The organism is Parafrankia discariae (genome assembly GCF_000373365.1).
Lineage (GTDB): Bacteria > Actinomycetota > Actinomycetes > Frankiales > Frankiaceae > Parafrankia > Parafrankia discariae.
This window is the reverse complement of the sequence record NZ_KB891104.1, coordinates 45,969-58,312: the sequence shown is the minus strand read 5'-3', so window position 1 is coordinate 58,312 and position 12,344 is coordinate 45,969. Positions and strand designations below refer to the sequence as shown.

The 12,344-nt window shown below is 71.1% G+C and carries 6 protein-coding genes; 1 reads left to right on the top strand and 5 read right to left on the bottom strand.

The window, feature by feature from the left end; all coding sequences use genetic code 11:
* Positions 1-37: 37 nt before the first annotated feature.
* Entirely contained in the window at positions 38-1,369 is a 1,332-nt protein-coding gene (locus tag B056_RS0104285) for an alkaline phosphatase PhoX (RefSeq protein ID WP_026239308.1), read from the bottom strand.
* Positions 1,370-1,590: 221 nt separating this feature from the next.
* On the bottom strand, positions 1,591-3,516 hold the full coding sequence (locus B056_RS0104280; protein ID WP_018500672.1) for a hypothetical protein: 1,926 nt from the start codon (positions 3,514-3,516) through the stop codon (positions 1,591-1,593).
* A gap of 1,025 nt (positions 3,517-4,541) precedes the next feature.
* Here B056_RS0104280 and B056_RS0104275 point away from each other — a divergent pair.
* Positions 4,542-6,620 carry an NACHT domain-containing protein gene (locus tag B056_RS0104275; protein WP_230202818.1) on the top strand — a complete coding sequence of 693 codons (2,079 nt, stop codon included), beginning with the start codon at positions 4,542-4,544 and terminating at the stop codon, positions 6,618-6,620.
* Here the strand turns inward: B056_RS0104275 and B056_RS39280 are convergent.
* From B056_RS39280 to B056_RS0104260, 3 genes are all read right to left on the bottom strand, one after another.
* Positions 6,571-7,398: an inositol monophosphatase family protein gene (locus B056_RS39280; protein ID WP_084647083.1), complete on the bottom strand. Its 828-nt coding sequence runs from the start codon at positions 7,396-7,398 to the stop codon at positions 6,571-6,573. The two genes, B056_RS0104275 and B056_RS39280, sit on opposite strands and share 50 nt — an antisense overlap.
* Positions 7,399-7,898: 500 nt before the next feature.
* Positions 7,899-8,729: an acyl-CoA thioesterase gene (locus tag B056_RS0104265; RefSeq protein ID WP_035750130.1), complete on the bottom strand. Its 831-nt coding sequence runs from the start codon at positions 8,727-8,729 to the stop codon at positions 7,899-7,901.
* Between the two features lie 228 nt (positions 8,730-8,957).
* A complete protein-coding gene (locus B056_RS0104260) occupies positions 8,958-12,119 on the bottom strand; it encodes an MMPL family transporter (RefSeq protein WP_230202817.1) in 3,162 nt (1,053 codons plus the stop codon).
* Positions 12,120-12,344 lie beyond the last annotated feature (225 nt).

Sequence of the window (12,344 nt, the reverse complement as noted above, 5' to 3'; positions counted from 1 at the left end):
GCCGCGTTCGACGTCCCGGGGTCGCGAGGCGGACGGCTCAGCCGCGCCACCACGGGCCGGTGATCGCCACCGTGAGGCCGTCGCTCTGGATGTTGGAGTAGAGCCACCGGCCGTCCGCGGAAAACGTGGCGCCGGTCCACTCGCTGTCGCTGACGGCGTTGCGGGCCAGCGGGTAGGGGACACCCTCGGCCGACGGCGCGATCAGGTACTGCTCGCCGTCGCCGTCCTCGCACAGCACGATGCCGCCGTTGGGCGACACGGTGATGTTGTCGGGGCCGTCGAACCGGCCGCCCGGCTCGATCAGCAGCACCAGCTCGAGGGTGCCGCGCTTCGGGTCGAGCTTCCAGACCTGACCGGCGTGGTCCCGGGCGGCGCCGTCCGCGGTCTTGGCGTAGCTGGAGACCACGTAGGCGGAGCGCCCGGACCAGAAGATGCCCTCGGCCTTCGGGACCTGGGTGACCTTGCCGGCGGCGAACTGCTTGCGGGTCGACACCGTGGCGGCGTCCGGGTCGGGGACGTCGACCCAGGACAGTCGCACCGTGGTGTGCAGCGCGCTGACGGCGGACAGGTCCGGGACACCGGGGACCTGCAGCGCCTGCAGCTTGCCGCCGGCCCGCAGGCTGCCGGGCCCGCCGAGCGGCTTGCGGGGCAGGAAGCGGTAGATCAGGCCGTAGGGCTTGGACGCGTCCTCGGTCAGGTAGAGGCAGCCCGACTGGGGGTCGACCGCGACGGCCTCGTGCGCGAACCGGCCGAGCGCGGTCAGCGGCACCGCCTCGCGGTCCCGCAGCCGGCCGAACGGGTCGACCTCGAAGACGTACCCGTGCCGCTTGGTCAGCGCGGGGTTGGTCGTCGGGGTCTCCTCGGTCTCCTCGCAGGACAGCCAGGTGCGCCACGGGGTGTTGCCACCGGCGCAGTTGCGGATGGTGCCGGCCAGGCTGGGCACGGCCGACAGCAACCGGTCACCGGCGACGGTGACGGTCGTCGTCCCGCCCGAGGCGGCCGGGTCGTAGGTGATGCCCGGCCGCTGCGGGACGAGGTCCGTGCCACCGGGGGAGAGCTCGTGGTTGCGGACGAGAACGCTGCGGCCCGGGCCGAGCGGGAACGCGTACGTCCCGTCGGGCGCGCCGGGCACCGCACCCCCGCCGGTCAGGGAGTCGACCCCGGCTCGGGACAGCACGGTGTACCGGAAGCCGGGGGGAAGATCGACCAGGCCCTTCGGATCCGGGACCAGCTCGCCGTACCCGGTGAACTTCTTCGGTGTTGCGGCGGACGCGGTGCCGGCGAACACCGAGCTCACCGCACCCGACAGGGTGAAGCCCAGGCCGGCCGCGCCGGTTCCCACGACCACCTGACGGCGGTTAACTGCCATGAAGACCCTCCTTCACAAGGACGGTCCGCACGCTCGCAGCCGCACATGACCGGCAAGCGACTCGAACGCGAACGTCCGTGCACGGCAGGTGGGCGAGATCCCCAACTACTGCGGCATCGGCGCGGCGGACCCGCCTCGGAGCCGGGCCACGCGGCGGAGCGTCGCTCGCCTACGAGGGATCGACCTCGACCTCGCCGTCCGCGGGGCCGGGGCCGGCGTCGTCACCGCAGGGACCGCGCGAACCACCGGACGCAGGACAGCGCACCGAGCAGGTATTCACGGCATTCCTCCGACCCCGCCGGTGGCGGGGGGCGGTGTTCCCGGCTGACCTCCATGACCTCGAGGAGAAGGGGGTGGTGCGGCAGGCTGTCGGCCTCGCTGGCCGCCGCCACGCGACTGGCCGCCGTCTCCCGTCCGCCGCGCAGGAGGAAGTGATAGCGGAAGGCGTCGAGCATGTATCGGCCGGCGAGCCAGGCGTCGCGCAGCGGTTCCCGCTCGACGTCCACTGAGCTGACCTGGGTCCACAGCACCGCCTGTGCGTCCTGCGCCCAGAAGGTGGCCTCCGCCCGGAGGGCGGCGATCCCAGGCTGCCGCAGGCCGTGCCCGGCGAGATCCCGGACGACCGGCCGCCGTTCCGCGAGCAGCCGGCACAGGACAAGGGGGGAGGCCGCGAGAGTCGCACCGTCCGTGACGTTCACCCGCAGGCCGGGAAGCTCCGCGTGCAGTTCCCGGGTCAGGTCGAGCCAGAGCTCCGGGCGGGGGTCGTCGACGAGGAGGTGCATGTCGATGTCGCTGAACCTGCTGCGGGCGACCGGGTCGAGAATCGAGCCGGTGAGAACGGCGGCGAGCAGGCCGGGAACGTGCGCGAGCCGCGGGCGGGCCCAGCCGACCACTTCGTCGGCCTCCGTCTGCCGCGGCGGGCTCGCTCCGGCGGCGGTTCGGCCGGGCTCGGTCGGAATCCGGGCGGTCCCACCGAGGGAGGCGTCCGTGACCCTCGCGACGGAAACGGTGATTCCTGGGCCGACCAGCTGCCGCACCGACATCTCGGCCATCTCCCGGACATGCGAGAGAAGCGGCCGTCCCTCATACACGACGACCACGTCGGTCGGTGTCGTCTGCACGATCCGGGCGCCCTGAACATCGAGCTGGGTGAACAACTTGCAGAGATCGAGGTCGGTGATCCGCCGGCCATTCGCCCCGTCCGCCACCACATGCAACGACCGGGCGGTTGTGATACTGAACCGGCGGCCGGGGACAGGGCATCCGCAGGAGCCGGTCGACCAGGCCCCGCGGTCTCCCGTCCGGTATCGAAGCAGCGGCATAGCGCGATTGACCAGACCGGTGACGACAATGTCCCCGCCGGGGTCAGCCGGTGATGCGACCGCCTGCCGTGGCTCCAGAATCTCCACGACCGCGTCTCGCTCGTTCACGTGATAATCGTCCGTGGTGAGACAGCCGTTGCCGACGACCCCGAACTCGGCGAGGGTGTAGAGCGACGTCACCGGACAGTCGAATATTTCGCCCAGGCGCTCGCGCGTGGCCATCTGTACCGTCTCACCAGAAAGAACCAGCGCGTGGGGCCTGATTTTTCCGACGTCCGCCGCGCGTTCGGCCACGAGTGTGAGCACCGAGGGCATGCCGGTGACGACACGCCGATCGAGGTGGTGCAGGGAGCGTCCCAGGAGATCCGGTGGGAGATGCCAGACCCGGTGGAAGCTCCACTTCGTCATGGTTCCGCGGATCGACCACGGTGAACGCTGGGAGCGGCTCGTCGAGGCGAGGTGCAGCGTGAGGTGGACAAGCCCGTCGTCCAGCCACTCGGCTCGGTCGAGAACTGTCGTGACCTGCCGGGCCAGCGCAGCAAGCTCGGCCCGCTGCGCGTCCTGGTCGATCGTGATCTCCACAGGTACGCCGGAGGTCCCGGTGGTTCGCACGGTGCGCCAGTCGGACGGCTCGCCGGCCTCGGACCACAGCCGGACCCGGTGCCTGCGCACCTCCTCGCGGTCGAGGATCGGGAGGTCGAACAGCGCCCGCTCGGCGACCTCCGGGCTCACGTCCCGGAGCGTCGGGTGGTCGTGGTAGTACGGGACGGTGGTCGCCGCGAAGGTCAGCAGATCCGCGAGTGCCGAACTGTCCGTACCATTCACTTCGGGAGCGCCCCGAAAGCTTCGCGGCGAACGTGTTTCTCAAATGTTCCCAGCTCGTTCAGGTCGTGCCCGGACGACATCCAGAAGGTGGTGAGATGGTACGGGCCTCAAGCAGCGCCCCGCCGGGCTCTCGCGACCGTGCCAGCGGCAGTGCCCGCCGACGATACTCGACCGCGGCCAGGAGACGGGTGAGAGCGGCACCGTCGCCGCCTTCCGCTGTCCACAGTTCGAACAGCGAAGACACCGCGTCCCCATCTTCCGGCCGATCGTCCGTTCGGGTTCGATCCGTGTGACCAGCCGGGAGAAAAGGCGCGGGGGCTGTTCGGCCGGGCACGGGAGTGCTGGAACCTCCCGCGTCTGTTCCCGTCCTGGACCGCAGGATGCTCAGGAGCAGATCGACGGTCGATACCGTGATCGCCGACGGGAGGATCTCGAGAGCCATCCGCATAAGGTAGGCGGGAAGTCCCGCCTGCCGTAGCTCCCGCTGAAGCAGCGGGCCAGGCCCGTGGCCCGGGGTTGTCACAGCCGGCCGATCCACCGCAGAACAGTACCCACGTGGCAAGGGTAGCCCAGAAAGTCGCATCGCAACCCGTCATAAGCGGGGATAAGGGCGCGACGCTGCGTATGCCGGGTGCGCCTTGCGGTGCGGGTGGCTTCCATCGTCGAACACCTGCGGTGCGGACCGATGAGGGCGATGCGTCTTGCCGCCGAGGGATTGCCTGGGCCGCCGGCCACGCGCCCGCGCGCAAGGTGTGCCGCCGGCAAACTTGTCCGGCCGCGGAGCATTCTGGCTGGGTACCCTTCGGTTCAGCTCCGCAGGTGGTAACCTGCTGTCTACAAGATCATCGAAGGCATTCGCTCTTCGTTGACGACCGGGCGGGGGAATCGCGATGGCTCGTCGGCGCCGTGGCGCCCCATTCGTCGACCTGGTCGAGGAGCTTAACCAGCTCGTGGCTTTTGGTGGCCTGGTGATCAGCCTCGCCGGTCTGCTGTCGGGCCGTCTGTTCCTCGCCGTCGGCGCGCTGGTGGTCGCGGTCGTGCTGTTTCTGGGGCGGCGTGTTCTGACCCCTCGTGATCGGCTGGGCCCCTGGGAGCGGCGGCGCCTGCGGCGTTACTTCCGGGCTCAGCTCGTCGTGCTGAAGGAGCAGCTCCCCGCGGGCCTTCCACCTATGAGCGATGGCGGGATCACCCTTGGTGATTTCGTCGGGGTCGGAGGTCTTTTCGCCGAGCCTGAGATCGAGCAGACCGGGGCGACGGAAGAGAACTCGGCAGGTGTCGTCGACTGGCTCGCCCGGGAAGTTGCCGCGTCCGGCAGTGTGCTCCTGCTCGGCGATCCGGGGGTGGGAAAGACCCTGGTCTGCGAGCTTGCCTATCGCGAGCTCGTTCGCCGGTTCGTTGCGGATCCGAAACGGGAGCGAATACCGTGGCTGCTGAGGCTGGTCGAGGTCGGTGAGCTGATCCGGAGCGGAAGCGAGACCTCGCCGAATCTCCTGATCGAGACCGCGCTCGCCGGGCGCCCGGCGGACGGGGACGGCGACGGGGTCCCGCTGTCCGTCGACCGGATCCACCAGTTGTTGCGCGCGGACAGGATCATCCTCCTGCTGGACGGCCTCGACGAGCTCGCCATCCACGGCGGGGCGGCCCGCGACGTGATTCCCCGGGAGCTCGCGGAAGTCCTGCGCGGCCGGGTCGTGCTCACCTGCCGTCAGACGTTCTTCGATCTCTATATGGCCGCGAGCGAGCCGAGCCGCTGGTTCGTCACGCGGGCGAACCTGCGGGGGGTTGACTTCCAGGTCGCCGGCCGCTCGTTCGTCCGGGCGTACTGTGCCAAGTTCGGCCTGGACTCCGCCGAGACGGTGATCGCGACGATCGAGAGCTCGACGGCGCTGACCGATCTGGTCTCTCGTCCGTTGTTGCTGTTCATGGCGACCGACGTGCTGGCGAACCGGCTGGGCGGGGTGCCGGCCGAGAACGCCGGGCGAGCGCCGGAACCGGATGAGTGGAACGCCGCAGAAGTCTACGACCTGTATGTCTCCAAGTGGCTTCACCTGGAGCGGCGCCGAGGTATGTCAGTGCACTGGCAGGATATGCAGGAGCTCGCAGAGCGGGTGGCCTGGAGGATCTATCAGCTCGCGTTCGACGGGCGTAAGGCCTTCGGTCAGTTCGACGTGCACGACCTTCTAATCGGCGGGCGCACGCTCAACGACGTCGTTCGCCAGTGGCGACCAGAGGAGTCGCCTGACGAGGCGTTCCGGGAGCTGACCCTGCGGTCCTTTCTCGTCCGTTCGGAGGGTGACGACTACTACCGCTTCGTCCACAAGTCCTTCTTCGAGTTCTTCGCGGCGCGTTACATACGGTCGGTGCTCGTCAACGACCAGGTCGCCGATGACGTCCTGCTCGCGGTCCTGCTCTCGCCGCTGCCGGACGAGATGATCGATTTCACCCGGCAGCTCCTCGACCGTTGCGCGGGGATCGCCATCGAGGCCAGGTCGGTGTGCCGAAACCTTTTCCACGTGCTGGAGGTCACGGCCGCGACCGCCGCCGGCAGCCACTCTGCGATCATGGCAAGGCAGCAGGCGGCGAATCTGCTTCCGCTCGTGCTCGGGGACGACCAGCGTAGCCAGGACCGGCTTCGCGAGATCCACGCCGACGAGCCGCATCCGTTCGTCCGGCGCGGTATCGCTGTCGGTTTCGCCCTCCATCTGGACGACGGGTCCCTGATCGACCGCCTGGTCTCGGACTTCGACGAGGACCCCGACTCGCTGATTTTTCATCTCGGCTACAACAGGATCTACTACGGTGACCAGGGGGCGAGTAACAGCGGCTGGCGGGATGATGGCACGGACCCCTGCGACCGGCTCTTTCTGGCTTCACTTCGTCAGCTTCGGAGCGGTGCGTACGCGCAGCTCTGGCCGATGTCGCTGTACACCATCCGCGTCTTGCTCGCGGATCCGGGGCGACGCGCCTACCTCGACCGAGCCGTGGACATCCGGGCCTCCGAGGACGAGCTTCTCCGGTTCGCTGTCACGCACAAGGACGATGCGCGGGAAAGCCTCACGCAGGAATGTCGGCGTCTTGTCGCCTTGCTGATGGGAGCTGCTTGACCAGGGCGGCCGCCACCTGGTCGTGAACGGCGTCAAAGGCCTCGGGCCAGGCGGTCACGATGATGTCCGGCGAGGTCGTTCCGGATCCTCGTAGGGCCCGCACGGTACATCCAGCCTGTCGGGCCAGGAACTGCGCGGCGACATGTTCCGGGCCGGCGCAGTCGACCGCGACCGTCGCGCAGAGATGGCCGGCAAGCAGCAGCATCGTGTCGATCGCCGGTGACCAGGTGTAGAAGACCCGCCCATAACGGGCCTCGAGAGTCGAACGGACCCGGTCCAGCGCGGGGTCGTCCCGATCGACGCCGTAGCCCTGCTGCAGGGCGACGGCCGGCGCGACCGGCTCGCCCTGCTTGGCGAGCACCGCACCGTCCCCGGCGAGGAGCCCGGTCGCCTCACTGCCCGCCAGATACCTGCCGGTGTGCGAGTCGCGAACCACCGCGGCCACGACGTCGTCCCGGTGCGTGAGGGCGATGGCGACCCCGTAGACGGGCAGGCCGATGGTGAAGTTGGTCGTGCCGTCCAGGGGATCGACCAGCCACGTCCAGTCCTCGTGGCCGGGGTGGAGCCCGGACTCCTCGCCGATGATCACGTGGCCTGGAAAGGTCCTTCGCACCCCGCCGACTATGAGTCGTTCGGCGGCGCGATCGATCTCCGTCACCACATCCAGTGCCAGACTTTTGCTGGCATACGCGAAGCGGGCGGAAAAAGAACTCCGGGCGAGGTCGCCGGCCTCACGCGAGAGCCGAACGGCAAGGTCGAGGGCCACCGCTAGATCCATCTTGCCACTCTAGCTCCGATGCGGTCACAAATCGCGCACTGACGGGGATCGCGGCCGGATCGTGTGACACCGTCGTACGACTGGAGTCGTGTTTCCGGTCGCCGGTCGGTGTCCAATGGTCTGTCGAGTGACGGTCATGCGGCTGATGAGGTGGGCTTTATAAAACGCGGGGTTGGCGCGGCCTGGCAAGCCTGTTGGCGCGACCCCGCCTTTCGGGCACGTGAGGTCGGCATTGCGGCAGCTGACCTCGTGGTCTGCGGGGAGACGGTCCGGCCCGGCGGCGTATCGCGCCGCGCGGTGACAGGTGCCGGCCGGCACCTCGTTGATCGACGTCCCGGCGGGAAAAGATAACAACCGGACAGTTGGCGGGAATGTGGACGGACCGACGCCGGAGAACGGGTCGGCGTTTTTGTCCGGGCGCGGTGTGATCCGGCCGGCCGGGATCCGATGCGGAGTGACCGCCTCGGCCCGGCCGGGCCCGCCCCGCGTGGGGGCGGACGTCACAGCCGGGGCCGCTCCCGGGGGGCGCGGAAGAGGGCCTCCTGGGTCAGGCTGGCGCCGAGCCGGCCGTCCCGGGTGTGGATGGTGCCGGTGTACCAGCCGCGGCCACCCGCGATCGTGCGCGGGACGTGGTCCATCAGCACCCACTCGTCGAGCCGGATCGGCCGGTGGAACCAGACCGCGTGGTCGAGGCTCGACCCGGAGCGGGCCGTGGGGGTGTGGAAGGGGGCGAGGCCGGCCATGCTGTCGGACAGGTAGGTCAGGATGACCGCGTGGGTCAGCGGGTCGTCCGGCAGCGCCGTGGTGCACCGGGCCCAGCAGCGGGTCGGGAAGTCCTCGCCGGGTTCGACCGGTTTCTCGGTGCGGCCCTCGAAGGAGAACAGCCGCGGGAACACGTAGTCGAGCATCGTCTCCGGGGCGCCCACCACCGGCATCGGCTCGGCGTCGATGTCCGGGCCCTCCTCGGGCACGTGGAACGACACCGACATGTTGAAGATGACCTCGCCGCCCTGCACGGCGACCACCCGGCGGGCCGAGAACGAGCGGCCGTCGCGGTCGCGGTCGACCCGGAAGATGGTGGGCCGGGACGCGTCCCCCAGCCGCAGGTAGTAGCCGTGCAGCGAGTGCGGCACCCGCTCCTCGGGCACGGTGCGGCCCGCGGCGAGCAGGGCCTGGGCGGCCACCTGGCCCCCGTAGAGCGCGTACACGTCGTCGAACACGTTGCGGACCCGGAACAGGTCGCGGTCGATCTCCTCGAGGTCCAGCAGTTCCAGGACCGTGCCCTCGGTCGGGGCGAGGATCGCCGGCTCGTTCACGGTCACTGGTCGCATGATCCACCTTCTGGGTCGGTCGGCGCGGCACGTCCCGGCCCCGGTGCCGCGGCGTCCCGGTCCGCGGCGCCTTCGCGCGGTGGCCGGAACGTCGCGCTGACGGGCCGCTCCGGGAGAGCATGCCGTCAGTCCGGAATACTGCATCGGGTACCCCTACCACCAGGGGGTGTGCCGCAGCCCACCGTCGGCGGTGCTGGTCAGGCGGCTGAGGCGCCGCGGCGCCGCCGGTCAGCTCTCCCGCGGCTGGTCGCCCGGAACGTCGCCGTGCGGGGAGAACCAGGCGTCCGCGGACCAGCAGCCTTCCGTGGTCTCCCGCTCGCCGAGGGTGGGCACGTGGGTGTCCCGCGCGGGGTCGTCCGTACCGGTGTCCGCCGGGGCCCGCCCAGGTTCCCCGTCCGCCCGCGCGTCAGGGCCGCCCTGGCCGACCGCCTGCCCCTTGGAGCCCGGGCCGGAGGACTGGTGGTCGTCCGAGGCGTCGGGGTCGAACAGGCCGTCCTCAGCCCGGCCGTAGGTGCTCGCGGAGAACAGGACCTTCGGCGGGCTGGGATGGGCCGGTTCCGAGATCCCGAGGCCAGGCCGCCGGTGCGGGGTACCCGTGCCGCCGGCGGGGCCCTGTGGGCCGGGTTCCGGTTCGTGGCCGCCCACCGGGCGGGCCGCCGCGGCGGGTGCCCACGAACGGGCGACGGCCGTCGGCCGGGTGCCCGCCGCGGCCGGCACGCCGCCGGCCCGGGCGGTCGTGGCGAGCGGAGCCGTGGTCGGTGCGGTGCTCGCCGACCGGCCCGGGGACGGCGTGGCGCCGGCCGGCGGGACCACGGTGGTGAGCGCCTCGCCGAGCGCCTCGCCGCCCTCGCGCAGGCCGAACCGCTCGTGCAGCAGCCGCAGCGGCCTGGGCGCCCACCAGTTGTACCGGCCCGCCAGGGCCATGAAGGCCGGGACCAGCACGGCGCGTACGACCGTGACGTCGAGGAGCACGGCCAGTGCCAGGCCGGCTCCGATCATCTTGATGATGCTGATCTGGGAGGTCGCGACGCCGATCATCACGACGATGAGGGCGAGCGCGGCGCAGGTCAGCAGCGGGCCGGTGGCGGCCAGGCCGCGGGTGACGGCGCGCCGGTTGCCCGCCCCGCGCTGGTGCTCCTCGCGGATCCGGGCGAGCAGGAAGATCTCGTAGTCCATGCTGAGCCCGAAGGCGACGCAGAACATCAGCACCGGGCTGGTCAGCTCGACGGTGCCCGAGACCTGGAAGTGCCCGACGAGGGGCTGCAGGTGCCCGTCCTGGAAGACGAGCACCATTGTGCCCATGACCGCGGCCAGGTTGAGCGCGTTGAGCAGCAGCGCCTTGATCGGCAGCAGGATGCTGCCGGTGAACAGGAACAGCAGCACGAACGTCGCCGTGATCACCACGGCTATGGCGCCGGGCAGGCCGCGCATCACCGTGTCGCGGGTCTCGACCAGGTGCGGGGCGAGGCCACCGATCTCCACCGGGTAGGGCGCCGGGATGGCGCGGACGAGGTCGACGGTGCGCTGGGTGCCCGCCGAGAGCGGGTCGGGCTCGGTCGGCCACAGCGAGAGCCAGGCGCCGCCGTGCACGCCGACGAACGCCCCGCCGTCCGGTGGCGGTGGGCCGACGAGACGACCGGCGGTGAAGCTGCCGGCCACCGTGTCCACCCGGGCGACGCCGGGCACCCGGGACAGCCGCGTCGCGTAGCCGCCCAGGAGCGCGGCGACCTGCGGCTCGCGGGCGTCCACCCCGGCCGCGACGACCGGGATCTGGCAGGGCAGGCAGACGGTGAAGTCCTCACGCATGGCGTCGTTGACGATGTGCGAGTCCGCGCTGGTCGGCAGGACGGTGTCGTCGGCGAGGGCGACCCGCAGGTTGCCCAGCGGCAGCGCCATCACCACCATCAGGGCGACCGCGGCGCCGCCGAACAGCAGCGGATGGGCCATCACCCGGTGGGCGATCGCCCCCCACACCGCGCCGGACTCCCGGCCGCCGCCGGGGGCGGTGCCCGCCCCGGTCGCGGCGGGGGTGGGCGCCCCGCCCCGGCGGCGACGTCCGCGCTCCACCCGCTCACCCAGCAGCATGATCGCCGCCGGCAGCACCAGCAGGGCCGCGAGCTCGGAGGCCACCACCACCGCGATGCCCGCGTAGGCGTACGACTGCAGGTAGGGCAGCGGGAACAGCAACGCGCCGGTCAGCGACAACGCCACCGTCAGACCGGAGAAAAGCACCGTGCGTCCGGCGGTGCGCAGGCTGGTGTGCAACGCGGCGGGCCGGTCCAGGCCGTTCTCCCGCTCCTCACGGAAACGCCGCAGGATGAACAGGCAGTAGTCCACGGCGAGCGCGAAACCGAGCGCGGTCGTCAGATTTAGGGAAAAGACCGAGATATGGGTTACCTCGGAGAGCAGCCGCAGCGCGGCGAGGCTCGCGATGACCGCGCTGCCGCCGACGACGACCGGCAGCAGCGCCGCGGCCGTTCCGCCGAACGCGTACAGCAGGACACCGAGTACCAACGGCGCGGTGATCAGTTCGGCGCGCTTGAGATCCGCGCGGCTTTGTTCGGTGACGTCCAGCATGACCGCCGGCGCGCCGCCGAGACGCACGGCGACCCCGGGCCCGTCGTGGGCGTACCTGGCATGCAGGGCGGCCACATGGCGCGCGATCGCGTCCTCGGTGCCGGTGAGCCGCAGCAGGACGAGCGCGCTGCGTCCGTCCTGGGACCGCAGCAGCCCGCGCTGGGACTCCGCCGACCAGTAGGACGTGACGCCACTGACGCCCGGCTCGCGGTGGAGTTCCTCGGTGAGGTTCTCCCCGAGCCGGCGGGCGGTCGGGCCGTCGATGTCCCCGGGCGCGGTGATCATGATCGCCACGTTCGGCGGGGCACCGGGGAACTCGGCGTCGAGCATCGCCTCGGCGCGGGTGGCAGAGTCGCCGGGGGCGTAGAAGCCGCCGGTGGCGAGCCGGTCGAACACCCCGGCGGCCCAGGGCAGCAGGAGCAGCACGAGCAGCCCGGTGACGGCCAGCACGCGGCCCGGGCGGGTGATCGCGATCCGGGCGAGCAGCGCGAACAGCCCGCCGCGCCCGCCGGCCGGCGCGCCGGCCGAACCGCCGGGCCCACCCGGCTGACCGGGCCGGCCCGGACCGCCCGACTGACCGCCCGATCGCAGCGGGGCCCCGGCCCGCGGCTCGGGAGCCCCCGGCGTGGCGGCTCGCGGCTGGGGGGCGCGTGGCTGAGGGGACCGCCCGGCGCGGCCGCGCCAGCGGCGCCGGTGCGGCCCGGGCGGTTCTGCCGGCCCGGCCACGGCGCCCGGGTGGGCGGGTGACCGGTGGTTGGCGGGGCGCCCCGTCGAGCCCCTGAACCGCCGCGTGACTTCGACGGGAAATGACATGAGTTCAACGTAGAAGTGGCAAAGATTGGGCGATACCCCCGTAGAGGGGTACCAAAGGTGCGAATACCTCTTTAATGTTCACGCCGTTGGCGTGAGTACCGCGATGACGTCGTGACTCGCGCCAGTCGGTATCCGGAGGAGGGGGAGTTCGTCGTGGAGGAGAAGTTCGAAGGGCACAACAACGGAAGAACACCGCCGCATCTGGCGAGGTGCCCCCGGCCGCGG

Excerpts from the sequence above, each read along its gene's own strand:
- B056_RS0104285 (WP_026239308.1), bottom strand. The coding sequence starts at position 1,369 with ATGGCAGTTAACCGCCGTCAGGTGGTCGTGGGAACCGGCGCGGCCGGC.
- B056_RS39280 (WP_084647083.1), bottom strand. The coding sequence starts at position 7,398 with ATGGATCTAGCGGTGGCCCTCGACCTTGCCGTTCGGCTCTCGCGTGAG.
- B056_RS0104265 (WP_035750130.1), bottom strand. The coding sequence starts at position 8,729 with ATGCGACCAGTGACCGTGAACGAGCCGGCGATCCTCGCCCCGACCGAG.
- B056_RS0104260 (WP_230202817.1), bottom strand. The coding sequence starts at position 12,119 with ATGTCATTTCCCGTCGAAGTCACGCGGCGGTTCAGGGGCTCGACGGGG.